The organism is Segatella copri, from assembly GCF_026015625.1.
Taxonomy (GTDB): domain Bacteria; phylum Bacteroidota; class Bacteroidia; order Bacteroidales; family Bacteroidaceae; genus Prevotella; species Prevotella copri_H.
The window spans coordinates 2,302,791-2,327,329 of sequence record NZ_JAPDVG010000001.1; the positions used below are offsets into that span (position 1 = coordinate 2,302,791).

Annotated in this window: 22 protein-coding genes and 1 pseudogene; 11 read left to right on the forward strand and 12 right to left on the reverse strand. The window is 43.5% G+C overall.

Annotated elements, in window-relative coordinates; genetic code table 11:
• Positions 1-32 precede the first annotated feature (32 nt).
• From ONT19_RS09870 to ONT19_RS09880, 3 genes are all read right to left on the reverse strand, one after another.
• A complete protein-coding gene (locus tag ONT19_RS09870; protein ID WP_264952563.1) occupies positions 33-1,760 on the reverse strand; it encodes a RagB/SusD family nutrient uptake outer membrane protein in 1,728 nt (575 codons plus the stop codon).
• Positions 1,761-1,805: 45 nt separating this feature from the next.
• Positions 1,806-5,012: a SusC/RagA family TonB-linked outer membrane protein gene (locus ONT19_RS09875; protein WP_264952562.1), complete on the reverse strand. Its 3,207-nt coding sequence runs from the start codon at positions 5,010-5,012 to the stop codon at positions 1,806-1,808.
• Positions 5,013-5,202: 190 nt separating this feature from the next.
• The gene (locus tag ONT19_RS09880) at positions 5,203-5,466 is read right to left on the reverse strand and encodes a BRO-N domain-containing protein (protein ID WP_264952561.1); all 264 of its coding nucleotides are present in this window, start codon (positions 5,464-5,466) and stop codon (positions 5,203-5,205) included.
• 226 nt (positions 5,467-5,692) lie between these two features.
• Between ONT19_RS09880 and ONT19_RS09885 the strand changes: the two genes are divergently transcribed.
• Both ONT19_RS09885 and ONT19_RS09890 read left to right on the forward strand, forming a co-directional pair.
• Positions 5,693-6,382, forward strand: a complete 690-nt coding sequence (locus tag ONT19_RS09885) for a hypothetical protein (RefSeq protein ID WP_147347014.1) — start codon at positions 5,693-5,695, stop codon at positions 6,380-6,382.
• Positions 6,383-6,490: 108 nt separating this feature from the next.
• A complete protein-coding gene (locus ONT19_RS09890) occupies positions 6,491-7,036 on the forward strand; it encodes a nitroreductase family protein (protein WP_264952560.1) in 546 nt (181 codons plus the stop codon).
• A gap of 67 nt (positions 7,037-7,103) precedes the next feature.
• Here ONT19_RS09890 and ONT19_RS09895 read toward each other — a convergent pair whose 3' ends face one another.
• Together ONT19_RS09895 and ONT19_RS09900 are read right to left on the reverse strand one after the other, a co-directional pair.
• The gene (locus ONT19_RS09895; protein ID WP_117695573.1) at positions 7,104-7,592 is read right to left on the reverse strand and encodes a hypothetical protein; all 489 of its coding nucleotides are present in this window, start codon (positions 7,590-7,592) and stop codon (positions 7,104-7,106) included.
• The gene (locus ONT19_RS09900; RefSeq protein WP_264952559.1) at positions 7,579-8,886 is read right to left on the reverse strand and encodes an ATP-binding protein; all 1,308 of its coding nucleotides are present in this window, start codon (positions 8,884-8,886) and stop codon (positions 7,579-7,581) included. Before ONT19_RS09900 ends, ONT19_RS09895 begins: the two co-directional genes overlap by 14 nt.
• Positions 8,887-9,090: 204 nt before the next feature.
• Here ONT19_RS09900 and ONT19_RS09905 point away from each other — a divergent pair, with 204 nt between their 5' ends.
• The gene (locus ONT19_RS09905) at positions 9,091-10,956 is read left to right on the forward strand and encodes a MutS-related protein (protein WP_264952558.1); all 1,866 of its coding nucleotides are present in this window, start codon (positions 9,091-9,093) and stop codon (positions 10,954-10,956) included.
• 70 nt (positions 10,957-11,026) lie between these two features.
• Here ONT19_RS09905 and greA read toward each other — a convergent pair whose 3' ends face one another.
• Positions 11,027-11,491 carry a transcription elongation factor GreA gene (gene greA / locus ONT19_RS09910; RefSeq protein ID WP_006848453.1) on the reverse strand — a complete coding sequence of 155 codons (465 nt, stop codon included), beginning with the start codon at positions 11,489-11,491 and terminating at the stop codon, positions 11,027-11,029.
• A gap of 156 nt (positions 11,492-11,647) precedes the next feature.
• Positions 11,648-12,778, reverse strand: coding sequence for a 5-methyltetrahydropteroyltriglutamate--homocysteine S-methyltransferase (locus ONT19_RS09915; RefSeq protein ID WP_264952557.1), 1,131 nt, complete (start codon positions 12,776-12,778; stop codon positions 11,648-11,650).
• A 223-nt stretch (positions 12,779-13,001) separates the two neighbouring features.
• On the opposite strand from ONT19_RS09915, the gene ONT19_RS09920 reads away from it, so the two are divergent.
• The 3 genes from ONT19_RS09920 (at position 13,002) to ONT19_RS09930 (ending at position 15,813) form a co-directional block, all read left to right on the forward strand.
• On the forward strand, positions 13,002-13,478 hold the full coding sequence (locus ONT19_RS09920; protein WP_022120603.1) for an Lrp/AsnC family transcriptional regulator: 477 nt from the start codon (positions 13,002-13,004) through the stop codon (positions 13,476-13,478).
• A gap of 11 nt (positions 13,479-13,489) precedes the next feature.
• On the forward strand, positions 13,490-14,188 hold the full coding sequence (locus ONT19_RS09925; protein WP_264952556.1) for a M15 family metallopeptidase: 699 nt from the start codon (positions 13,490-13,492) through the stop codon (positions 14,186-14,188).
• Between the two features lie 458 nt (positions 14,189-14,646).
• Positions 14,647-15,813: a DUF3810 domain-containing protein gene (locus ONT19_RS09930; RefSeq protein WP_264952555.1), complete on the forward strand. Its 1,167-nt coding sequence runs from the start codon at positions 14,647-14,649 to the stop codon at positions 15,811-15,813.
• A 147-nt stretch (positions 15,814-15,960) separates the two neighbouring features.
• Here the strand turns inward: ONT19_RS09930 and ONT19_RS09935 are convergent, their stop codons facing one another.
• The 3 genes from ONT19_RS09935 to ONT19_RS09945 are packed head-to-tail and all read right to left on the reverse strand — an operon-like array spanning position 15,961 to position 17,465.
• Positions 15,961-16,458, reverse strand: a complete 498-nt coding sequence (locus ONT19_RS09935; RefSeq protein ID WP_264952554.1) for a hypothetical protein — start codon at positions 16,456-16,458, stop codon at positions 15,961-15,963.
• A gap of 33 nt (positions 16,459-16,491) precedes the next feature.
• Entirely contained in the window at positions 16,492-16,878 is a 387-nt protein-coding gene (locus tag ONT19_RS09940) for a hypothetical protein (protein ID WP_264952553.1), read from the reverse strand.
• A gap of 47 nt (positions 16,879-16,925) precedes the next feature.
• Positions 16,926-17,465 (reverse strand): RNA polymerase sigma factor, encoded by a 540-nt coding sequence (locus ONT19_RS09945; RefSeq protein WP_264952552.1) that lies wholly within the window; start codon positions 17,463-17,465, stop codon positions 16,926-16,928.
• Positions 17,466-18,472: 1,007 nt separating this feature from the next.
• Between ONT19_RS09945 and ONT19_RS09950 the strand changes: the two genes are divergently transcribed.
• The 5 genes from ONT19_RS09950 to ONT19_RS09970 all read left to right on the forward strand — a co-directional run bounded on the left by ONT19_RS09950 (position 18,473) and on the right by ONT19_RS09970 (position 23,067).
• Positions 18,473-18,862 carry an A1S_2505 family phage non-structural protein gene (locus ONT19_RS09950; protein WP_264953078.1) on the forward strand — a complete coding sequence of 130 codons (390 nt, stop codon included), beginning with the start codon at positions 18,473-18,475 and terminating at the stop codon, positions 18,860-18,862.
• 37 nt (positions 18,863-18,899) lie between these two features.
• Positions 18,900-19,436, forward strand: a complete 537-nt coding sequence (locus ONT19_RS09955) for a tetratricopeptide repeat protein (protein WP_264952551.1) — start codon at positions 18,900-18,902, stop codon at positions 19,434-19,436.
• A 2-nt stretch (positions 19,437-19,438) separates the two neighbouring features.
• Complete coding sequence (locus tag ONT19_RS09960) at positions 19,439-19,735, forward strand: hypothetical protein (RefSeq protein ID WP_264952550.1); 297 nt, start codon at positions 19,439-19,441, stop codon at positions 19,733-19,735.
• Between the two features lie 316 nt (positions 19,736-20,051).
• Complete coding sequence (locus tag ONT19_RS09965) at positions 20,052-20,864, forward strand: ADP-ribosylglycohydrolase family protein (RefSeq protein WP_264952549.1); 813 nt, start codon at positions 20,052-20,054, stop codon at positions 20,862-20,864.
• 916 nt (positions 20,865-21,780) lie between these two features.
• Positions 21,781-23,067, forward strand: coding sequence for an IS1380 family transposase (locus ONT19_RS09970; protein WP_264952548.1), 1,287 nt, complete (start codon positions 21,781-21,783; stop codon positions 23,065-23,067).
• 314 nt (positions 23,068-23,381) lie between these two features.
• Here the strand turns inward: ONT19_RS09970 and ONT19_RS09975 are convergent, their stop codons facing one another.
• Positions 23,382-24,398 (reverse strand): hypothetical protein, encoded by a 1,017-nt coding sequence (locus ONT19_RS09975; protein ID WP_264963890.1) that lies wholly within the window; start codon positions 24,396-24,398, stop codon positions 23,382-23,384.
• Positions 24,381-24,533 (reverse strand): annotated as a pseudogene (locus ONT19_RS09980) (gluconate 5-dehydrogenase); the annotation flags it as partial. The pseudogene ONT19_RS09980 and the gene ONT19_RS09975, both read right to left, overlap by 18 nt.
• Positions 24,534-24,539: the final 6 nt, after the last annotated feature.

The window sequence follows — 24,539 nt, forward strand, 5'->3', positions numbered from 1 at the left end:
ATTCCATTTTTAAGATTGAAAAATCTCCTCATTTACTCACTCTTTGCCTCTACCACACTTGTAGGGTCAGGATTCAGTACCACAGCCGGATTAGAACTCTTCTCATATTCAGGGATATAACAATCCATCCATGGAGCCACGAAACCATACTTGGAATTCAAGCGGTGACTCTCCAGGAAGTTGGTACCCGTATAGGTGCGGACAACAGTTTTCTTAAGACGCTTATAATCAAAATACAGCAGTCCCTCTCCCCAGAGTTCGATACGTTTCTGAAGCAGCACGGCATCTTCAAGTGATTCGATGTCTGTAGCCTGACACTTATAAGAGCCATCTGTATAGCGATAAGCATTCATGAAATCATTCAATACGGTCTTGGCAGCATCCACCCCTTCTGTATGGGCAATGGCCTCAATATAGATGAGATACATCTCTTCTACACGCATCAATGGAATATCACACAAACAGCCCACATAGAGATCAGACAAATTACCAGAGCCTGGGTGATACTTCAGGTTGGTGTAAGCAGGCAGTTTAGCCCATCCTGCTCCATCCAGCAAGGTAGAATAGCCTGCTGGAACCTCAGCCTTGCCAGCATCCTCAGGGGCAACCCAAGTCTTCTTTCGCCAGTCGGCATCAGGTATCTGATTATAGAGCGAAGCACCTATCATACGGTAAGCCTTGCCATAACCACCCATGGAGAATGCGGTAGATTCAGAAGATACCGTACCCATCCAGGAATGGTACCAGCTGCCCAATTGTTCCTTTGTTCCCAGCGAAGCCTTCCATATCCAGGAAGAATTAGCTGTATTGAAACCTGTCTTCTTATTATACCATTCGCTCTGAGACATTGGCTGGCAACCGGAATTGTCGATGGCAGCCTGTGCGTATGAGGCAGCCTTGGCAAAACAGTCATTAACCGCCGTAATGCCCAAGGCATCATAGCCGTCAGCATCATTCTCATGAGCCAACTGGGCTGTCAGATCATCTGCCGAATCATAAAAACGAGAACCCAGTTCCAACCAGAAGCGTGCCTTCAAACCATCTACCACGCTCTCATCCGGCTGCTCCTTGCCCGTACGCTTATAGCCCTTCAAGTATGCCTCAGCCTTATTCAGGTCGTGCAGGATGAAGCGATACATGGTATAATAAGGTACACGAGGATTGTTCTTACCCTCAACGGCAGTAGTCTTCTCGGTCACGATAGGCACGGTAAGTCCCATAACCTTGGCTGCCTTGGCATCAAATTCAGAGAATCCGGTCTTCTTGAATTCAAACATTCTTGCCATATCCAGGTATGCCAAAGCACGGTAAGCATAAGCCACACCGGCAGACGCCTTTGCAGATTCAGATGCTCCTTCCACATCGAGCGACGAGATGATACTGTTGGCATTGTTCACCAAACCATAATAGTAGAAATAGGTGTAATTGAAAGGGCTACGGAGCCCCTTACCATTCTCTATAGATGAGAAATAGTCGTAATCTGCATTATAAACAGGCATATCTGCCGTCATCACATCACGGATAATCATCTGGCTGGGATAACCGTTGTCGTAAGCCGAACCGTTTCCATACACACCACTCTTTACCATATAGGCACTCAAGCCGGTCAACAAGCCCTGCTGAGCCGTCTCAGACCCCTGCACCTGACTGCCTGTTGCATAATCCTTTGGCAGTTCCTCCTCCAGACAGCTCTGCATCATCAAGCATGAAGAGAGCACTACAGTGAACAGAGAAACCTTGCGAAATATATTGTTCATCATATAAAAATCTCCTTAATCTATATAAAAATCTCCTAATCTAACAGTTTAAAATTGAAGTGTAATACCACCAGAGATGGTACGAACAAACGCATACTGCTCATTGCTAGGTGAGCCGGTGAAACTTGTGCGAGGATCGAATCCCTTTCGCTTGCTCCACAGATAGACATTGTCTGCCGCACCATAGACACGAACCTTAGTCAAGCCCAAACGACGTGTCAGGCTCTTTGGCAAGGTATAACCGATATTGATGCTCTGCAGGTTGAGGTAACTTGCATTGATCAGGAAACGGTCAGAAGATGAGTTTGCATCCGTATCATTATACTGGAGGCGAGGGATGTTGGATCCTCTGTTACTTGGAGACCAGGCATCCAGCATATCCTTATGGAAATTGAAACCTGTCCAGCTGTCATAAGGAACACCCATCAGACTCTGATAACCTGAATCGTAAGATTTGCCGCCGATGGAATAAGTGAAGTTCACACTGACATCGATACCCTTAAACGACAACGATGTACCAAATCCACCATAAAGATCAGGAGTAGGGTCGCCACAGGCAAAGTAAGAGCCTTCCGACCATTTTGCAGACTTGCCCAGCGAACCATCTTCGTTCTCAACATACCATGTGGATTCTCCTTTCTCATTTACGCCCGCATATTTCTTCAATCTCCAGGTGTAGATAGGCAATCCTTCACCATAATAATAAGAACCGTTATGATAACCGGCATATCCGCTCAGCATCTCGTTCTTGTTCTCTTCATAAAGCTTCGTTATCTCATTGGTATAGTGTGTGGCATTGAGATTGATGTTCCACGCAAAATCCTTGGTGCGGATTACATCTCCTGCAAGATTCAGTTCTACACCACGGTTCACCATGTTACCCACATTAGAGTAATAGCCTGCATAACCCATTGACATAGGCACGCTGATGAAACAGAGCATGTCAGTGGTTTTGCGGTAGAAATACTCCACATCACCGGTCAGACGACCCTTGAAGAGTTCGAATTCAAGACCTGCGTTGATATTGGTATTGGTCTCCCAGGTAATCTTATCATTACCCTTTGAAGCAAAGGTCAGCGCCATGTCACCATTCATGCTACCGATGCCGTAAGTATCCAGATAACGATTGTTACCGATGGCATCGTTACCCTGCTGACCGAAAGAGAATTTCACCTTCAGCATGTTGAGCCAAGACTTGGTGCCTGCCATCCAATCTTCCTTGGTCAGTATCCAGGCACCACCGAAAGAATAGAAATCGCCCCAGCGATGGGCTGGAGAGAAGCGGGATGAACCGTCACGGCGATAAGATACCTGGCCGAAATACTTGCCATCATAATCATACATGCCACGGAAGAAGAAACCTTCGGTGTTGTAATTGGTCTGATTAGAATATGTCGGCTCATTAGTGATAGCACCTGCCAACTCATGGTTTTCCTTGAAAGAGAACATGTTGGAACGGCCGCCATATACGTATTCATAAGTCTGCTTATAGTTCTCATGACCCAACAACAATGTCATGTTGTGCAGACCAAAAGAACGGGCATAGTTTACCAACTGCTGGAAGTTGACAGTATAATAACGGTAATGTCCTACGGTTACCTCACCATTAGGATAAGTCGTTGCACCAAATCCATAATAAGGCTGCTGGGTACTCTGATAGCGATATTCATAGTCATCCACCGTACCGTTCAAGGTAATCTTCAGTCCCTTGACAAATGTTGGGGTAATCTCAGCAAAGCCATTAATACCGAAAGTATTTCCTACAGAATGGGATGCCTGAAGTTGGTCATTCTTCAACTGGTTGACCTGAGAGAGTACAGGTCGATTCAAGCCTGCATTCATTCCGTTACCATAATCATATATCTTACCATTATCATCGGTCATGATATTGCCATTGCCATCTCTGAGATACAGCGGATAGATAGGAGCGATGGTATTGACCATGTAGAAGGTATTGGTAGAACTGTTTTTTCCATTAGAATCTACCTCTGTGGCATAATCTGTAACAGTATGGGCATAGTTTACGTTACTACCCACCTTCAGCCATTCATTTGCCTTATAGGTAGCCTTCAGGCGTGCAGTATATCGCTTAAACTGAGAGCCGTATGCGATACCAGGGTTATCCAGATAGCCCAATGAAGCATAGAACTGGGAACTGTCGTTTCCACCATTCACATTCATATTATACTCCTGCCGGAGGGTGTTTCGGTAAGCCGCCTTGAGCCAATCGTCCGGACTAATCGTATAGTCCTTTCCGTTATAAGAGATTTTATTGCCCAATGTGGCATTAGGATTCAGCTTTCCATTATCACCAATGAGATACTGTCCCTCAGGCACATTGTAGCAGATATAACCCAATCCGCCCTTTTCTGAAGAACCACCAATCGCATTATTGGCAGCCATATGAGCCGCATAAGCTGACATACCCTTGCCATTGGTATAGTAATTATATAATGACTTATAGTGTGTCTCATAATATTGACCGGGATCTGAAATCATATCATAAGTCTGAGAGCCACGGCTATTGCTGCCCCATTTGGCATCAACAGTGATGACGGTCTTGCCCACCTGCGGATTCTTGGTGGTAATCATAATGACACCATTGGCACCACGGGCTCCGTAGAGTGCATTACTTGCCGCATCTTTCAATACGGTAACAGAAGCCACATCCGCTGGGTTGATGTCACTCCAGGAACCATAATAAGGTGCACCATCTACCACGATCAACGGATCCTGACCTGCATTGATGGAGCTGATACCGCGCACACGGATGGTAGGGGTAGAAGACGGATTGCCAGATGTATTTATCATCTGCACACCAGCTACCTGACCATTGAGGGCATCTACCACATTGGTTACCTGACGCACGGCTATTTTATCTGCATCCACTACGCCTGCTGAACCCGTGAAAGCGGATTTCTTCTGCTCGCCGTATGCCACAACAATCACTTCGTCGAGCTGGCGGTCTTGAGAGTGCATGCTTACCTTCATGCCTGGAGCCGCCTTCAAGGTCTGGGAATCCATACCGAGATAGGTGATGACTATCGCCTCTCCTTTTTTAGCACTCGGTAAGCTGAACTTACCATCAATGTCGGTCACGGTTCCAGTCTTGGAACCTTTCACCATGATCTGGGCACCTACTACAGGGTCTCCGTTCTCATCGAAGACCTGTCCCCCAACCTGTCCGGAAGACTGTGCCAGCACTTGCCCCGAAGCAGCCAGCAACAGGGAAGCAAATAAAACCTTCATTCTCATAATATCTGTCTCTTCTTATAATTATTATCTCTCTTTATCTTGAATACACCTCTTTTTTTATATATTGCCAGTTATCCTTTACAAGTTTTATATAAAAAAATATATTCGGTTGCAAAGGTATAATAAAATTCACTAACCACCAAACAAAAATTCAAATATTTATGTTTTTGAGTTACAAAAAGTTACTTTCTTATCCTAAATCAATATCTAAATGCAATAACAAACATGGATAACCACCCGTCTTGCGAATCTGTGGCAGCACATCAGCCGTAACCCAGTTTTTGAACTTCACGGCAGTAGAAAGCTTAGAGCCGAGAACTAAAGCATAGAATCCGCTCTCGTTGACATAGAGTATCAGAGTACGACGCATCGCCTCGCTTCCATCCTTCTTCAGACCTGTCACTACCCATGCCCCTTGTCTCAAGGTGTCATATTGGTTAACTAATTGATACACTGCGTTATTAGTATATACCATACAAAAATAACAACAAATACTGGTATTCAAGAAGATAAGTTATGATTTTTAAGAGTTTTTATCGGTCTCTCTGCCATTCTTTTAACAAGTATATATCATAGCCAGACATTTTCCACCTATTTTGCTAGAATTTCCCAAAAACTTCGTATCTTTGCAATGGCTTTATGCAAGATAAGCTGTTTATAAAATCATCAAACGTAGAATTATGGAAAGAAAAAGTTATTCTATAGATATAAACCGCATTGCACAATATGCCATGTATGCATATTGCTTTTTCGCATTGTTTTCGCTGGCATTTTCTGTTTGCGGACAAGCGGGCTTATCCTTCAGAACAAGTCCCATCCTGATTCCAATAAGTCCCATCCTGGTTACCATCAAGCAACTGGTCTTGCAGCTCGCCCCTATAGCTTTATGGGGAATATTCCGCTACACGCTACCGGCAGGCGTAAAATTACTACGACGCTGCAGCGAGGTGATGGTGCTTTACTATGTGCTCTCATTCATTCTGGGTCTATGCTTCAATCTTCATCTCGTAACGATGATGCAGAACGGACAGATTACCCCAATGGCTTCCATACTCACCTGGACAGAAAGCACGATGGGCCTGATTTCCGTCATCGCCTCCCTGGTAGCCGGCTGTCATCTGTGCAGCAAGCACAGGGGCAACATGCGCAAACTGGGCATAGCCCTTATCCTGGTTTTCATGGTATGGCTGATATGCTCAAATATACTCCCTGTTGCAGTGTTTTATCTGGCAGGTAACACCCAGCAGGCAGCCATCACCAGCATGAATCTCATCAGTATGATAACCACAACATCGGTTTATATATACGCATATTATAGGATGTATCGGGCGATAGAAAGAAATTTGCAATGCACTGCAAATTTTACCTAGAAGCACAAGAAATTTGTAATGCACTGCAAATTTCTCCAAAAAGTTTCGTATATTTGCAGCGCATTGCAATTTTAGCAATCAAGATAGAATAAAAGATGAATAAAAGCTATGATGGAAAAGAATCAGATTTTTGAAAATATCATAAGCCGCACATCGGTGAGAAGTTATACAGACATGCCTGTAGAGCAAGAGAAAATTGAAATGATGCTGCGTGCCGGCATGGCCGCTCCATCGGCTTGCAACAAGCAGCCTTGGCATTTTGTGGTCATCAACGACAGAGAGATTCTCGACCAGATACCACAGTTCAGCCCTTATGCCAGCATGGTGAAGCAGGCACCGCTTGCCATTGTGGTTTGCGGATGCCTGGACAAGACGCTGGAAGGCACAGAGCAGGAGTTCTGGATTCAAGACTGTTCGGCAGCCACGGAGAACATTCTGCTGATGGCTCACGGCTTAGGACTTGGCGGAGTATGGACAGCCCTCTATCCCCTGAAAGAACGATACGAGGGAATGCAGCAACTGTTGCATCTGCCCAAGACGATGATTCCGCTCAATACCCTCATCATCGGATATCCAAAGAATCAGGCGGAAGCAAAGGATAAGTGGAAAGAGGAGAATGTATCCTATAATAAATGGATGGAGAAAAATTCATAATACTAGAAAAAAGTTATAAAAAACTCCGTTTCTGAGTTTTCTAGACATCAGGAACGGAGTTCAAACATTAATCCTCGAACAGTTTATGAAATTCAACGGCATCCATAAATTGATAATTTGGATTATTTCCTACATTTCTTCTAAGCCTATTTAAATTGGAAGGAGTTGCAGCTTTCTTTGTCAGCAAAACATAGAAACTGTTATCAAAAGAATAGTTAGAAGTAACCATTGCCTTTGATTCACTAACTTTTTTTGCTATCTCCTTTGAATCCAAATTCCTGGTATTGCTTAGTCGGAATTTTGCATCGGCCAAAAGTAATCTCTTATCATTCACATGCAATAGCATATCTGCAGAAGATTTCTTATCAGCATGATGTTTTTGAGAAATTCGTCTCTGAACATCATCAAGTTCTATTGCCTTATCTGTGTCAGAGAAAAGATTTTCTGAATTTGGGCATCCCTCCTGCTTCATCAAATGATGCAAGCCGACTAAATCTTTTGCTGTCCAACAATCAATCTTGATTCCCTGATAATTGCCAATCTTAAATTTCGCCATAGTTCTCTACGTATTTCTGAAGAGTATCAAAAGATTTATTGAATGATTCAAATACAGGTTCGATGTCACAACCCAAATTCTTATAGTAGAACGAATCTGTACCTTCACTTTGCTCTGCCAGATAAAAGCGAGTAGTATTCAACAAGCCTTCTTTTTCAGAGATATACCTGATAGCCGATACCATATCGGGATTGTGACTCGTGATGAGTATCTTGGTTCCAAATGTTTTGTTGATGCGAACAAGAAGATGCGCCAACTCAACCACCCATTGTGGATGAAGATTTGTTTCAGGCTCATCAATCTCCAACAAAGTGTTTTCTGTCAGCCACCCGTTTTCTATCAGACGAAGCATATAAACCAGCGGTTTGAAGCCCGATGCTATATCTTCAATTCTAATATCCTTACCATTGTTGCTGTGATAAACTAAATCAACAGCATCGAAATTTTCCTTTTCTACAATAGAACCATCTATCATTTTATTAATAGAATGAAGTAATTCCAGTTTGCCGGTAATCTCACTTCCTTTTTCATTTACGTGAACCACTTTATGTGCCAAGGAAGTCATCAGAACCCTATCTGATTGACGAAGAGAAATAGCTGCAGGTGTTCCTATATATATGGCATTATTTAAACTATATATCTTTCCAAGTCTATCAACAAGCAATTCCACTTCATCTTCCTTAAAGCTTATGCTGGCAGGAAAGCCATCCTTTTCCCGATATACAGAAGCGATTTTCTCTTTCAAGTAACTGATGGGACGATTTTTTTTGTTGTGTTCATATTTCTGAAGATATTCAGAAAACAACTGAATGGAATTTCGTTCTATATCCTCATGAACATGATTTTGTTCAGTAATCCCAAAAAGATTAAGCACTCGACGCACCTGCTGAGGATTCTGCTCTTTCTGAAGAAAGTTAACCAGCATGTCATCAAGTGAACCAATCGCTCTTTTATAATAAAAATCGAGCTTCTCCACACCACCATTACTCAATGTTACCATTGTCATTAATGATAAGGTATGGTCAAAAAATCGTTTTTTATCATCATCCAGATAATTTGAGATATCATCCAGCGCATTAGAATATTTCTCTAATGATTTGATAATCACATCTCTGAAATCAGAGAAAAAGAAGCTGTCTAACACTGACAATGTATTGACGATATAATACAACCAACGGGACATAGTGCTTTTTCCACAGCCATTGCTACCCACGATAACTGTGATACCCTCTATTTCGATATCAGCATGCCCTATTGCATGATAATTGTCTATATTAAAATTATACTTGCTCATTATTCAAACTATTTTAATGCAAAAATACGATGTTTTTGTGTAACCTCCAAATTTTCATAGCACTTTTTACTGCCAAGGGTTCATAAAAGCCAGATTCCTATCACGAATATAAGTATAAAAGACTTAAAATGAGAGAATTTATTTTGGAAATCTAGATTTTATCCCTAATTTTGCACATCAAAAAATTCATAATAAAGAAAAAGAATGAATATCAAGGAGAATTATCAACAATATGTAAGCCGATACGCTTCTGAGGTGGCTGCCCTGAAGCGTAAGAATACGGGATTCATAACGGGAGAGCTGCTGGCTTTTGGCGGCATCCTCGCCTTTCTGATCTGCTATTTCGCAATGGATGGAGATACGCAGAATTATCTGATGGGGGCGGCGCTGTGCCTGATTGCCTATTCGGGAATCAGACGACTTGACGATAAGAACAAGGAGAAGATAGAGCATCTTTCGGCTTTGTTCAAGGTTTATCAGGACGAAATCAAGGCTTTGGAGGGCGATTTTTCACCTTTCGAAACGGGCGATTCCTATCAGAATCCGCAGCATCCTTATTCCTTCGACCTCGATGTCTTCGGCAAGAGTTCGCTGTTCAACCGTATCTGCCGAACCATCACATCGGGCGGTTCGGAGGCACTCGCCAGGAATCTTACCCGGGAAACGCCTCTGAGCCTGGAGAATATCAAAAGAAGAAAAGATTTGCAGAAGGAATTGGCTGGTGAAGGCGAAAACTGGCGAATGGAATTCCTGGCACTTGGCGAAAAGAACAGAACCCAAACTGCGGATGGCAAAATGGTGAATGGCAAGACGAAGAAGATTGATTCTGCTGCGGTGATGGATGCGATGCAGAAGGTTTCGAAGATGGAGGTGCCGGCATGGTTTGGGTCTCCGGTTTCGCTCGTTATCGGATGGCTGCTGATTATCGGAGTCATCGGTTCCGTGATTTTATCGATATGCAATATGGTTTCGGTGGATTTCGCCTTGTGGTGGGTGTTGGTTCAATACATGGTGGTGTTCTTCGTCTGCAAGCAGACACTTGATAAGATAGACAGCAATGGCGGCAAGCTTCGCCATCAGCTCATCGCCTATGCCCAGATACTTCAGCTTATCAACAGGCGCAATTTCCATAGCGAATCAGGCAAGGAGATGCAGAAATCCCTAGCAGATGCCCTACCTTCCTTTGCCCAACTGGAAAAGATATTGAAGGGGTATGACAGAAGAGGCAACTTCCTGGGTCTTTTCTTCACCGATGCCTTCATGCTGAGCGATTTCTTCCTGGTTCGCAGTTTCCTGAAATGGAAGAATACCTATATGGTGAAGATGGAGGAATGGATGCATATCATCAGCGAGATGGATGCGATGGTTTCGATGGCGGATTTCAGATATAATCATCCGGAGGCGGAAGAGGCGGAATTTGTTTCGGGAAAGCAGGAAATCGTGTTCGAGGGGAAGAATCTCTATCATCCTTTCCTGGGTGCCAAGGCGGTGAAGAACGATTTCACCATCAAGGACGACAACTATTATATCATCACCGGAGCCAACATGGCGGGAAAGAGTACCTTCCTGCGTTCGCTGGGCGTGAACTATATCCTGGCAATGGCGGGTATGCCGGTATTTGCGGATCAGCTGAAGATTTCCCGTTTCAGATTGTTCTCGAGTATGAGAACCACCGATGATTTGACGCATGGCATCTCTTACTTTAATGCTGAGCTGATAAGACTGGAGGAGCTGCTGAAGTTCTGCAAAGAAAGTGCAGAGGGCTATAAGGAGCCACTCCGAACGCTGATTATTCTGGATGAAATTCTGAAGGGAACGAATTCATTGGATAAGCTGAATGGTTCGAGAAAGTTCCTCGAAGCCATTGCCAAGCAGCCGGTGAGCGGTATCATCGCTACCCACGATCTGGAGCTCTCCAAGATGGAGAATGATGCATCAGGAAAATTCCACAACTATTGTTTCGAGATAGATTTAGGCACAGATGTTACCTATACTTATAAGATACAGAAGGGTGTGGCAAGAAACCAGAATGCCACCTTCTTACTGAATAAGATTCTGGAAAAATATTAGAATAAAAAGAGAAACTCCCGATAGTTTGATCAGTTTCAAATTATCGGGAGTTTTCCTTTTAAAGAATACATTATAGCTCCACGCTATCCAGGCGGAATTTGAGCAAGCCGGCTGGTACCTTTACCATTACCTCTTCACCTGCCTTCTTACCCAGAAGGGCCTTGGCGATAGGCGACTTGATGGAAATCTTGCCACTATGGAGATCTGCCTCGTGAGGATTCACTATGGTATAATTCATGCTGCACTTGTTGGCGAGATTGGTAATCTTAATCTTGCTCAACAAGCCAACGGTATCGCTCTTCAATCGAGACTTGTCGATGACACGGGCATTCTCCAAGACCTTCTGTTTGAAGCTGATGCGGCTCAACAGCTTGCCCTGCTCACGCTTGGCTGCATGATACTCGAAATTCTCACTGAGGTCGCCCTTATCGCGGGCCTCAGCTATCGCATCGCGAACGGCTGGCAACTCTACGTTAACCATGTGTTGAAGTTCGGCCACGAGCTCATCGTAGCCTTCCTGAGACATATATTCCATCTTCTCTGATAATCTTAATGAATGATGTATTTAATTTTCGGGGTGCAAAGTTACTAGTAATTCATGAAAACACCAAACATTTTTGATAAAAAGTAAATAAAAAAAGAGAAGATGTGCAGCCATGACAGACGGTACATCTTCTCCTTGAATATATCATTATCCCCAAACTTCTTCTGAAATTTCTCTCACCAGATCTATCTTTGCCCATTGCTCAGCATCGGTCAGTTTATTGCCAATCTCGCAAGAGGCAAAACCGCATTGAGGGCTGAGACTGAGCCGATCGAGGGGGATATATCTGGCTGCTTCTCGGATGCGGGCGATAACCGTAGCCTTATCCTCCAACACCGGAGATTTGGAGGTTACCAGACCCAGCACCACCTTCTTGCCATCAGCCACATACTTCAACGGCTCGAAACCACCCGAACGCTCATCGTCATACTCCAGATAGAAGGTATCTACCTCCTCATGAGCGAAGAGATAAGGAGCCACGGCATCGTAGGCACCCTTGGTGGCATAGCAGGAATGATAATTGCCACGGCATACGTGGGTGTTGATGGTCAACCCCTCAGGTTTGCCCTCGATGGCAAGATTGTTCACCTTCAGATATTGCAGGGCTTCCTGCTCAAGGGTGAAACCTGTGCCCACCTTAGCCTTCCAATAATCGCTATCCACAATCATTCCCCAGGTGCAGTCATCCAGCTGGACGGTACGGCAACCGGCTGCATAAATCTCCTGGAAGAAGGTGCGGTAAGCCTGAGCAATATCCTCAATCAGCTGGGTAGTGTTAGGATAGAACTTGCGGGTATTCTCGGCATTCTTGCCACGGAACAGTTCGGCAAGAAACTGTGCAGGAGCAGGAACCGTCTGCTTTGCCTCGAAGATATATTCGCCATTGGCATCCAACTCCTCAAACTGCTTTACAAAAAGGAAATCCCTGATAAAAGGATGATTCTCGCCGGTAATCTTGCCGGTCAGTTGGATAGAACCCTTGGTTGTCTCCTCGCCATGAAACTGGTAGCCATGCTCCAGTTCGATATGCTCCACGCCATTGAATCCCCACATAAAGTCGAGATGCCAATAGCTGCGGCGAAACTCGCCATCGGTGATATAAGGCAGGCGATGCGCCTTCTGCTGACTGATGACCTCAGTAATCAGCCGGTCTTCTACGGCGCGAAGGTCGGTGGCAGAAATCTTGCCATCAGCAAACTTAGCTCTCGCTTCCTTCAACTCTGCAGGGCGCAAATAGCTGCCCACTGCCTCAAAATGTATATTTCTTACGTTGCTCATATTTTTATCTCCTTATTATTATTTGATGTGAATGACTCTTTATCCTGTCATTACCGATGAATGACGCTTTGCATCCGGAATTGCGGGTGCAAAGATAAGAAGAAGAATTTTATTTGCCAAATATTCTCCGTAATTCAGAAAAATATACTATCTTTGCAGCGAATTAAGCAATTCAGCAGAATATTATTCTGCAAAAATGAATAAAATCAGTAATAAAGAAACAATGACAACAGAAGAAAAACTTGATGAAACAGACATCAGAATACTGAAGTTACTGCAGCAGAACTCCCGACTCACCGTAAAGGAACTTGCTGCAAGAGTACACCTCTCCCCTTCTCCAACCTTCGAGCGGCAGAAGCGGCTGGAACGTGAGGGATACATCCAGCGATATGGAGCCATCGTAGACCATCACAAGTTGGGGCACAACGTAATCGTGCTCTGCAATATCCGGCTCAAGCAGCACACCCACGATTTGATTCAGCAATTCATGGATACCGTGCAGGCCATCGACCAGATAACGGAGTGCTACAACACCACCGGCGATTATGACTTCCAGATCAAGGTATATGCCCGGGATATGAAAGCCTATCAGGACTTCATGCTCAACACGCTGGGAAACATCGACTGCATAGGAAGTCTGCACAGCATCATCGTGATTGGTGAAATCAAGGATTCGCATTATATACCCGTAGCTAAATAAGGAGAAACGTGATGAAAGCAAAAAATATATTGATGATATGCCTGTTTATTTCCGGACTTTTCTGCCTTCCATCCAAGGCACAGCAGCCTGGAGAAAACGTCAGTCACCAAACCATCAGAAAATTGGGCGAGAAGCATTTCTTCTCCATCTCCACTATTCCTGATGATATCTTCCGCCTGATGCAGGGCAAGACATACAAGAAGAACTGTACCGTGGCAAGAAGCGAACTGAGATACATAAGATGCCTGCACGTAGACAAGGACGGCAGAAACATCGTAGGAGAGATGGTGGTGAACAGGGCGATAGCCAAAGATGTGCTCGATATTCTGAAAAAGCTCTACGAGGCGAAATATCCGATAGAGCGGATGAGACTCATTGACTACTGGGATGCCGACGACGAAAGGGCTATGAGAGACAATAACTCCTCCAGTTTCAACTTCCGCTTCATCTCACATACCCATACGGTATCGAAGCACGGAAGGGGACTGGCCGTAGACATCAACACCCTCTACAATCCTTACCACAAACGACTGAAGAACGGCAAGGAAGTGGTGGAGCCTGCCACCGCCCGTCCCTATCTGGACCGCAGCAAGAACCATGCTTATATGATAAAAAAAGGCGACCTCTGCTACCGGCTCTTCAAGGCGAAGGGATTCAGATGGGGAGGTGACTGGAAACACAGCAAGGATTACCAGCACTTCGAAAAATAGAAATGCAGGAAAGAACAGCCAGCAAGGAAAGGACATAAAAAAAGACTATGCCTATGTTACATCATTTCTTTAGTAACTATGGCATAGTCTTTTATTATCCTAACGATCTTTTTTATATGTAACACTAATTTAATTCACCTGTTACAGCCTTTTTATAATACATTGTAACTAGCTGTACCAGATAGAATTACATTCTCTACGTTCATCGTCCTCATTATAGAGGTTCTCATATTCAAGGTTCATAGCCTCGAATGATTCCAGTGTCTGTTTCATGATAACTCCTCCTCTATTTATTATGTTCAACTTTTAATATGGCAAAATTAGTAAAAAAACAGATTTCTGATGTCAATATTTCAGAAAACTTTTGTATTTTTGCACCATCTCTGCACATCAGGGGCAAAAAGTGCAAAAAAACAGCTCTGTTCAAGAGCCATGCAAGATAAAAAACAAGAAACAAGATGAAGATATTACATACTTTACGACTCGACAGAATGAAGTGGCGCCACTGGGTACTGCTGCTGTTGCTCATCCTCGTCACCCTTACCAAGATGATTCCTCTCTGGGGAGTTATCTACACCTACCATGTTTATCCCGTTATCGGCACCCTTCTCTCGCCCATCTCGGGCATCTTTCCCTTTGCCGTGGGCGATATTTTCATAGCTCTCAGCATCGCCTGGGTCATCCTCTATCCTATCTACGAGATGGGATTACGGAAGAAACTCGCCCGTCGGTTTATCTTTCTTGCTGCCAAGAGCGGCGGCTATCCGAAGAAAAAGGCGGTTTTCGGAAGGGTAATTGAATATCTGCTGTGGGTATATGTATGGTTTTATGCAGCTTGGGGACTGAACTATTCGCAGCCTGTTATCTATTATAGAGTTGGCATGCAGCCTGCTGAGGTTTCGGAAGAGAAGTTCCGGAAATTTGCCTACCAGTATGCTGACAGCCTCAACCTTTTGAGTGAAGAACGGAGAGGGAAGAGGGAAGAATTCAATTGTATTGTGGATGATAAACTGAAGAATCGGGTGCGGGATGCGGTTCTGAAGGAATATAACAAGATAGGCTATCGGGAGGGCATCAATCCGCCTTTCAACCAGCATCCGCATGCCAAGACGATGGTGTTTACACCCATCAGTTCGATGTCGGGGGTAACCGGCAGCATGGGACCGTTCTTCTGCGAATTTACGCTGAACGGCGATATTCTTGCACACGATTATCCGGCTACCTATGCCCATGAGTTTGCTCATTTTCTGGGCATTGCTAACGAAGGAGAGGCGAATTTCTACAGTTATCTCGTCTGTACGGCATCACAGGATAAGGCGGTGAAATTCAGCGGATATTACCACATTCTGCCCCATGTATTATATAATGTATTCGACATCCTCGGCGAAAAGGAAGGTGAGAAATATCTGAAATATATCCGTCCTGAGATAATCAGGCTGCTGAAAAGCGACCGCCAATACTGGCAGGGCAAAAGATGCAAGGCACTGGATGCCGCCCAGGATTTCTTCTTCGAACTCTATCTGAGAGGCAACCATGTAGAAGGCGGCAGAAAGAGCTACGCCGGCGTCATCGGTCTGATTCTGGCTTGGGAGAACAAGCAGGAAAAATCTCTTATGAAAAGATGACAGAAATAATTACATGAGAAAGAAAAGACGATTGGCGCACGCTCTTGCACCAATCGTCGTTCGCATATATTTGAATATAGAAAGTAATCTTTTTTTCCTTGTATAAGAGGACTAATATATTATTACGCTAAACATTTCTGCCGTTTTTTACTTCTGCTGTGCAGGTCCATGCATTCTTCTCGGACCTGGTCTTCCATTCTTACCCATTCCCTTGCGAGGGCCTCTCTGGGCAAAGCGCTTCATCATTTGTCGCTCCAGTTCGTAAACACGCTGAATCTGCTGCTGGCTCAGGAACTGAGAATACTTCTTGTAGTATTTCTGACGGATGTTGAGAATCTTCTCGCTCATCTCGAAACGCTGCTTGATTTCCTGTTCGGTCTGAGCATCCGTTTTCATTTCGCCCTTCTTGTGATGAGGGCGAGGACCTAAAGCCCATACCTCTTTCTGATAATCAGTATAGGTCTCGATAAACTTAGCGTTGGTCTTTTCATCAAGCCCCAAATTACGAGAGATGTACTGAGCCTGCTTTTCTGCCAACTGTTCACGACTGAGGCGCTGCTTCTGGTTAGGCGCCTGTGCACATACACTTGTAGTAACCGTCATCATGGCGATGACCATCATTAAAATACCCAAAATTCGTTTCATAACTCTATCATTTTAAATTATTATTGAATCCGTTTAATTGTTGAGGAACACATCCTCCTGATATACAGAGAGAAGATAAGCCTGATCGGCAGAAGACAGCTGTGCGAAAGCCTGATCTACCTCCTGTATTCCGTTATTCACCTGTGAAGGTTGAGAAGAAGAGGCTGAGAAATCGATGTTGAGTACCAGGAGTACTGCCACCGATGCAGCCACAGCTATTGCAGCCGTCCAGATCACCTTCATCAGAGGTCGTTTCTTCGGCTGTATCCTGACAGGTTTCGGTCTGTCATCCTTCACCTGTTCCAGGATATTCGCTTCCATATCCTTGAAGAAATCATCGGGTGTAGAATAAGGCATTCGCTTACCCACCTTACCGAAATCAAATTTCTCAGTGTTATTGAAATCAAAATTTGTATCCATATTCTTTTCCATTTTGAATAACCATTAAAAACTCACAGAACTCTCACTTAATCGTTCGAATTCATGTACTTGATAATTTTCTCCTTGGCAACATGATAGCTTGCCTTGATACTGGCTGGCGTGGAATCAGCGACCTTCGCTATTTCGTCGAACCCGAGTTCATCGTAATATCTCATATTGAATGCCAGCTGCTGCTTAGGCGGAAGCGAGAGAATCGCTTTCTGCAGTTTTACTGCCACCTTATCATCGAAGTCGATATAATTATCGGCTGGCATGAGACTGATGCCCGTTGAATCTGATTCCAGAGAAACTTCTTCCTGTTTCCGTTTGCTGATGAGTCGCAGGGCCTCGTTGGTAGCGATGCGGTAAATCCAACTTCTCAGCGAGCAGTCGCCCCGATATTGATTGAACGAGCGATAGATTCTCACAAAAGTTTCCTGCGAAGCATCCTGTGCATCATCATGCGAAACCACCAATCGGCGTATGTGCCAGTAAACCGGTTCCTGATACTTCATCATCAGCATTCTGAATCCGTTTTCCGGACATTCCTTCAGCGTATCCACTATGCCTTTGTCATTTACACTCATATTCGTTTATTTTCATGAACGTTACGATTATATGACCTTCCAAAATGGGAAAAGTAAAAAGCGGGATGCATTTTTTTTTCGATACCTGCTTAATTTTTCCTTCTTTTTTCTCTTTTAATACCATAGAGAAGAGAAAAAAGGGAGCTATTTCTCCGCTTTCTCAAAGAAAAAGTATATATTTGCAAACGGATTTAGAATATCGAATCGATATGAAGAAAGAAAAGAATTTTTCAAACACTGATTTTTCGAAGAAGAAGGCATTGGAAAGCTTATCGGACGATGAGATTCTGCAGGGCTTCAAGGATGCCGATGCCAGAATCGTGAGGGAGTATTACTACGGATACTGCTGGGTGGCTTATTGCATCTACGATAAGCGATACGACCTGCAGCACAAGCCGGGCATGGACTTTTATTCGCTGGCCCACGAATATTATCTCTATCTCTGCGAACACGACTTCAAGCCGCTGGAAGACAGGAAACCGAGCATGTCGCTCAAAACCTGGATGGTGAATGGCTTCCGGTTCCTGCTGCTGGATAAACTGAAGGAGGTGGTAAAGGAGCATCGCTTCGAAAGTTTCGAAGCACGGCAGGAAAGCCGCAAGATGCAGTTTGACGTAACCGACAACCAGTTTGAGCACGATCTTTATCAGACGATAGAAGACATAGGCAATTTCTATTATGGCAGAGACAGCAAGAACAGCATCATTCTGAAGATGCTCTATATAGAGGGATTCCGGGGCAAGGACGTAGCCACTCAGTTGGGCATATCCCATTCTGCCGTTACCCAGCGTTGCCAGAAGATGATGCACGATGTAGTGATTCCTTATTTCAAGAGATACTTCGATGCATCTGAATACAGAAGCTACCTGTCGTTCGCGGAGGAAGACACATGTATCGAAAGTGCTCCGAAGATGTCGATGCCGAGAATGATGTCCGAATGCATGCGCTGCGAGGAATCGGCAGATAAAGGTAATAACATATTTAATAATAAGAAGAATATGGAAGAAATGAAGAAGGGAAGAATCACTCCTAGCTGGATTGATTCATTAAAAGAGAACGAGATTTTTGTGTTTGGCAGCAATCTGGCTGGCATGCATGGTGGTGGAGCAGCCCGCATTGCCCGCCTGCATTTCGGTGCCGTCATGGGACAGGGCGTAGGCTTGCAGGGGCAGAGTTATGCCATCCCTACGATGCAGGGCGGCGTAGAAACCATTCGTCCATACGTGGAGGAATTCCATGATTTTGCCAATCATCATCCCGAGCTACATTTTCTGGTAACCCCAATAGGTTGCGGCATCGCCGGTTTCGAAGCCGAAGACATCGCCCCATTGTTCAAGAGCGCAAAGAAGATGAAGAACATCAGCTTGCCGGAGAGTTTTTGGGAGGTGATAGAGTAAAGAATCAGAGTAATATACAATTTAAACATCATAAGATATGAAGACAAATAAAAAAGATAAGTATTTTGATATACCAAAGAATTATCAGGATTTTGTATTGGTACAAAAGACAAATGCAAAACCTGAAGATTATGGTTACACAAAGGAGGCTGTATTGAATGTTTTGGATATGGTCAAGAATGATCCAAACAATTATGACCTTGAAGATGACGAGCTACAAAACGACTTAGGTTGTTTCTTCAATGATGGTGTATGCGTTGAAAGAAATGTAGAGTTTGCTAAATATTGGTTTGCCAAATCTGCAGATCAAGGCAATGACTTAGCTCGTAGCAACTTGGCAGACATCTATCGTAAAGGTACAGATGGTACAGAAGTTGACCTAAAGAAAGCATTTGAATTGTATAAGGCCTGTGGTTTGCCATACGCCCACTATCGTTGTGGAGAGTTTTACGAGAAAGGTTGGGGAGTAGATAAAAATATAGAAGAAGCTAAACGCTACTATTCATTAGCCTACTCAGAAGGACATTCTTTGGCTAAAAATAAACTAAAAGAGTGGAATTTTTTAGAGGATTAAAAATGAGAAATCAAACTATACCACAAGAATATGAGCCATCCCCAAGCGAAGTTGAAAAATACATTCGCTTGTGGGACAGCTTAGACAATTATGTAAATCAAGAGAAAGCTCTTGACAAATTGTTTTTCAACTTATGCCAAAAGAATGATACCATTGAAGATGTTCTGCTAAAATGCTCTACACTAAATGACTTCTATAGTACCAATATTTTTGATATTCATGCTGTTGCCAAGCATATACTATCAATTCCAGATATTGACAAGAGACTGAAAAAATGGAGATTTAACATTAGTGGATGAAATTGCTCACGTCGAAGTTGGAAAAGAAAAGAAGCAGCATTTCTTCTACTCATTTGCATCAAAATATTGCAGCCATCATCAACCATTAATGTATGCTATTTACGACAACTATGTAGAGAAAGTGTTACTATATTTCAAAAGACGCGACAAGTTCTACAATTTCAACAATTCCGACTTGCGAAACTACCCAGTTTTCATCAATATCATACATAAGTTCCAAGAGAGCTATGGGTTAACAGCATACAATCTAAAAGAGATAGACAAATATCTATGGCAATTAGGCAAATCTTATTACAAAAAATATAATTAAGTAACTATGTTAGGAGCAATTATAGGAGATATTGCTGGCTCAAAATATGAGTTTAACAATACGTTTGATTATGATTTCGAGATGTTCGGCGATGGATGCGACTTCACCGATGATACAATTTGTACGGTGGCGATAGCTGATGCGATACTGAACGGGCGAAGCTATCAGGAAAGCCTGCTGGATTGGTGCCGCCGCTATCCATCACCCAAGGGAGCGTATGGCGGTAGATTCGCGGGGTGGATTCGTTCTCTTGATCCGCAGCCATATAATAGTTTTGGCAATGGTTCGGCAATGCGAGTATCGCCGGTGGCTTGGCTATTCGATGACCTGTCGCAGGTTTTGGAAGAGGCAGAGAAAACGGCTCTTCCTACCCATAACCATCCCGAAGGAATCAAAGGAGCCAAAGCCGTGGCTCATGCCATCTGGCATTTCCGCAAGAGCAGATTCTCAGAAGAATCTAAGGAGTGTAAAGATAAGAATTCTAAAGAATCTGATGATAAGGCAATGAAAGCCTTCAAGGATATCGCCCGCAGCTATTACGAGGATTTCGATACGCGAGATTATCCGAAAGGCAAATTCGACGAAACCTGCATGGATGCCGTACCATTATCTTTCTATCTCCTCTCGCAAGCCTCATCCTTCGAGGATGCCATCCGCCTAGCTATATCTCATGGCGGCGATAGCGATACCATCGGAGCCATCGTTGGCAGCATCGCCGAAGCCCGCTTCGGTATTCCGCAAGATATGAAAGAGAAGACAATCTCTTATCTTCCGAATGATATGAGAGAAATATCGGTAAGAATTAAGTGTTGCAACTAGGCTCAGCAAAGCTGCTGACTGCAGTCAGCAGACCTGCCGACTAGGCTCGGCAGACCTGCTGAGCCTAGTGACAACTGCTGAGAAGGTATCTTCTGGAACCCAAGAAGTAATGTCTTTCTACTCACGAAGACGCTTGCATCAACCTATAGAGTTGACTCCTTTATCCCATCGAGCCGACTCCGTCATCCAGTAGAACCGACTCATTCTACTAAATCAACCCTATCTACAAGCTTCTCCAGGCAGTTAATCATTTTGATACTGCTTATCAGAAATCGTGGTTCCAATAAAATTGTCTGCGATGCTGGCGGGCTATAAAGTCGATATTACATGTAAATGAATCCCAATAAGAACTAGAATTTCAATAAGCCTAATTATGAGGGCTTAAATTACGTCATGCCTGATTAAGAACTTACTTGAGAGTAGGCAGACGTCTTGGAAACTGCGTCGGGATGTAGCAGACTGTACGTCGGGACGTAATTTCTTCTACGTCGTCAGTCAAAATTGCAAAAAAGCGATTGAAAACGCCCAGCATTGAACCGGGGAAAAGGTCTTTTTGTTCAATGCGTTCTTATTTTTAGCCCCAAAACTCCTCTAAAACACCTATATTTCGCTGATTTTATGGCAATATATGGCAGATTATAGCAAATCAAAAAGCTATTGCCATACAAATATATTCTTATAATCAAACAGTTATAGAGCAGTATGGCAATATGGCAATTCTTGAAAGAAAATTTTTCCTTCTCTTTTCTCTTTTAATATCATAGAGAAGAGAAAAAAAAAGGAGCTATTCCTCCGGTTTCTAATCAAGAAAATAACTCATCGGCAAATGTATAAACAATTTCACGAACCACCAAATTTTTAGCTAATTTTTTTCAGTTTTATCTACATTTTTCTGTTTTTCACTGATTTTTCTGACATGGCAAAAGTACAAATAAAATCTGAGAAACTCACTCCTTTTGGGGGATTTTTTTCGATTATGGAGCAATTTGATGCTCTTTTAGCTCAAACCATAGATTCCACCTTGGGATTGAGATGCACTATGTTTGGTTATCAATATAGCGAGATTCTACGCTCTCTGATGTGCGTATATCTTTGTGGTGGCTCATGTATTGAGGATGTTACAACTCACCTGATGAAACATTTGTCTCTTCATCCAACTCTTTGCACTTGCAGCGCAGACACCATATTACGTGCTATCGAAGAACTGACTTTTAAGAGCATCACCTATAAGTCTGCTTCTGGCAAATCCTATGATTTCAATACTGCAGACAAGATGAACTGCTTACTGGTCAATGCCCTGCTTGCTACTGGTCAATTGAAATCCGGTCAAGAGTATGATTTTGACTTTGACCATCAGTTCATTGAAACAGAGAAGTATGATGCAAAACCAACCTACAAGAAGTTCTTAGGCTATAGTCCAGGTGTAGCTGTCATTAACGACATGATTGTTGGTATTGAAAATAGAGACGGCAACACAAACGTGCGCTTCAACCAAAAAGAAACTTTGGAAAGAATCTTCAAGCGATTGGAGGCTTCGGAAATATATATTTCTCGTGCCCGCATGGATTGCGGCTCATGTTCGGAGGAAATCGTAGATATGGTAGAGGCTTATTGCAGGCATTTTTATATTCGTGCCAACAGATGCTCTTCTTTCTACGATTCCATGTTTGCCTTAACTGGATGGAAAACTGTTGAAATCAACGGTATTGAGTTTGAGTTGAATTCTATCCTTGTTGAGAAATGGAAAGGAAAACCGTATCGTCTTGTCATACAGAGACAAAGGCGAATAGAGGGAGACCTTGACATTTGGGAAGGCGAATATACCTACAGATGTATACTGACTAACGATTACAAGTCGAGTGCAAGAGACATCGTGGAATTCTACAATCTTCGTGGTGGCAAGGAACGCATCTTCGATGACATGAACAATGGCTTTGGCTGGAATCGATTGCCAAAATCGTTCATGGCACAGAATACTGTATTCCTGCTTATGACAGCTCTCATCAGAAACTTCTACAAAGCTATTATGCAGAGATTGAAAACCCGTGAATTTGGATTGCGTGCCACCAACAGGATCAAGACCTTTGTTTTCAAGTTCATCTCTGTTCCTGCAAAATGGATTAAGACATCACGCAGGCATGTATTGAACATTTACTCAGACAACAATACTTATGCCAACCTGTTCAAGACAGATTTTGGTTAAAGACCATGCTTTTCTGGTTAAACCAGCGTATTACCTCAAGTCGCTTTATGGGGTAAGGGGATTTTGTGTCTGCGACGTTTCTGTTATGCAAGGAATATGTACAATAAAATGAATTTTTGTCGTTTTACAAGCAAAATCCCACGAAACCCAATAGGTTGCGGATTTGAGGATGATAATAAACACCCTTACTGGAAGTTTGCCGAAGATATGTAACTATCGGGAGCCTCGCCCTTGAATGTTTACGGTACCTATATAACAAAGCGTGTGCCAATGGTAATATTGACACACGCAGGCTGATTAGTTATCATAAGTTGCTATTTCTTTGAAAAGTATTTGCGACCTTTTATTATAATAAGGCCTTGTCGATTGACTTGAGCTGTCCGCCTTCCCAAAACATCATAAGTCTTGTGCTCAGACTCTCTCTTCACTATAGGCTGACAGATATGATTAGGCTGCAAAATTTTCTGAATGGAGAAATCAGCAAATCTGAGTTCTTCGTCGCGCAGTAGGTTTTCCATCGAGCGATTATCGCCGATATAACGATAAATTCCCCATTTGGGTCGTAGTCCAGCACAGTCAGTACGCCACATATCGCAAGACTCTGCGTCTACGCGAAGCACTTGCTCGCCAGTCTTAACATCGTTAATAACCACCGAATACAGCCCTTTCTCCCCAAAACGAACACTTTCGGTCACCTCTACCCAATGGCCCATCAGTAAGGTTAAGTCTGCCGAAGCCATAGTCTTCAGAGTATTCGTATGCCTATCATGATGTCTTACCTGTAGCACCTGCTTCTCTTTCTTCCCGCTACCCGTGGTTCGACAAGTAAACGTAATGAGCGGCGTAGACACATCAGCCGTTCCAGCCTTATTGTCGATGCCTTTCAACTGATGGATATGTGTAAAATTCTTGGTTGTCAGCAATCCCTTAGGCAGCAGAAACTTCCATTTGAAAACCATCGTTTCGCCTTCAAAGCCAATCATAGCCTCAGGCGAATTATCGAAAGTCTTGATTTCGTTGCGCTGTCGATCGGTAGTACTCTCAATGCCCCGGTCATCATCTATTTGGGCATGAATGAAAAACTGAAACACATATTTTTTCAGCGTCTCATCCATGACTTGCTGTATGTGCTGAAAAGGCTCAGAAGCATGGTCGCGCGAGAAATCAGGACACTCATACATATATCCCGAAGAAGTAATCAGTTGATAGGTCGTTGAGCTTTTACCATCGGCAATGAGTGTTCCGTCAGGTTCACCTGCCATCACCGACAATGGTAACATCACAACTGCCAAAATTAGATATTTCATATCGTCGGCAAGATCCTGATCCATGTGATGCTGTGAACGGCAGTTGAACGCAATCTTAGCGCCTGCATTATAAAGAGCCTCCGCCATAGCGAAGCAAATGCCATAAGCGGCACCGGTAACGAGAGCTACCTTGCCCTCAAGTGAAAACATTTTGTCCATAGTAGT

Excerpts from the sequence above, each read along its gene's own strand:
- ONT19_RS09970 (WP_264952548.1), top strand. The coding sequence starts at position 21,781 with ATGGCAAAAGTACAAATAAAATCTGAGAAACTCACTCCTTTTGGGGGA.
- ONT19_RS09915 (WP_264952557.1), bottom strand. The coding sequence starts at position 12,778 with ATGAGCAACGTAAGAAATATACATTTTGAGGCAGTGGGCAGCTATTTG.
- ONT19_RS09890 (WP_264952560.1), top strand. The coding sequence starts at position 6,491 with ATGATGGAAAAGAATCAGATTTTTGAAAATATCATAAGCCGCACATCG.
- ONT19_RS09955 (WP_264952551.1), top strand. The coding sequence starts at position 18,900 with ATGAAGACAAATAAAAAAGATAAGTATTTTGATATACCAAAGAATTAT.
- ONT19_RS09925 (WP_264952556.1), top strand. The coding sequence starts at position 13,490 with ATGAAAGCAAAAAATATATTGATGATATGCCTGTTTATTTCCGGACTT.
- ONT19_RS09920 (WP_022120603.1), top strand. The coding sequence starts at position 13,002 with ATGACAACAGAAGAAAAACTTGATGAAACAGACATCAGAATACTGAAG.
- ONT19_RS09870 (WP_264952563.1), bottom strand. The coding sequence starts at position 1,760 with ATGATGAACAATATATTTCGCAAGGTTTCTCTGTTCACTGTAGTGCTC.
- ONT19_RS09960 (WP_264952550.1), top strand. The coding sequence starts at position 19,439 with ATGAGAAATCAAACTATACCACAAGAATATGAGCCATCCCCAAGCGAA.
- ONT19_RS09935 (WP_264952554.1), bottom strand. The coding sequence starts at position 16,458 with ATGAAACGAATTTTGGGTATTTTAATGATGGTCATCGCCATGATGACG.
- ONT19_RS09950 (WP_264953078.1), top strand. The coding sequence starts at position 18,473 with ATGAAGAAGGGAAGAATCACTCCTAGCTGGATTGATTCATTAAAAGAG.
- ONT19_RS09945 (WP_264952552.1), bottom strand. The coding sequence starts at position 17,465 with ATGAGTGTAAATGACAAAGGCATAGTGGATACGCTGAAGGAATGTCCG.
- ONT19_RS09875 (WP_264952562.1), bottom strand. The coding sequence starts at position 5,012 with ATGAGAATGAAGGTTTTATTTGCTTCCCTGTTGCTGGCTGCTTCGGGG.
- ONT19_RS09905 (WP_264952558.1), top strand. The coding sequence starts at position 9,091 with ATGAATATCAAGGAGAATTATCAACAATATGTAAGCCGATACGCTTCT.
- greA (WP_006848453.1), bottom strand. The coding sequence starts at position 11,491 with ATGGAATATATGTCTCAGGAAGGCTACGATGAGCTCGTGGCCGAACTT.
- ONT19_RS09895 (WP_117695573.1), bottom strand. The coding sequence starts at position 7,592 with ATGGCGAAATTTAAGATTGGCAATTATCAGGGAATCAAGATTGATTGT.
- ONT19_RS09965 (WP_264952549.1), top strand. The coding sequence starts at position 20,052 with ATGTTAGGAGCAATTATAGGAGATATTGCTGGCTCAAAATATGAGTTT.
- ONT19_RS09940 (WP_264952553.1), bottom strand. The coding sequence starts at position 16,878 with ATGGATACAAATTTTGATTTCAATAACACTGAGAAATTTGATTTCGGT.
- ONT19_RS09975 (WP_264963890.1), bottom strand. The coding sequence starts at position 24,398 with ATGGATCAGGATCTTGCCGACGATATGAAATATCTAATTTTGGCAGTT.
- ONT19_RS09885 (WP_147347014.1), top strand. The coding sequence starts at position 5,693 with ATGGAAAGAAAAAGTTATTCTATAGATATAAACCGCATTGCACAATAT.
- ONT19_RS09900 (WP_264952559.1), bottom strand. The coding sequence starts at position 8,886 with ATGAGCAAGTATAATTTTAATATAGACAATTATCATGCAATAGGGCAT.
- ONT19_RS09930 (WP_264952555.1), top strand. The coding sequence starts at position 14,647 with ATGAAGATATTACATACTTTACGACTCGACAGAATGAAGTGGCGCCAC.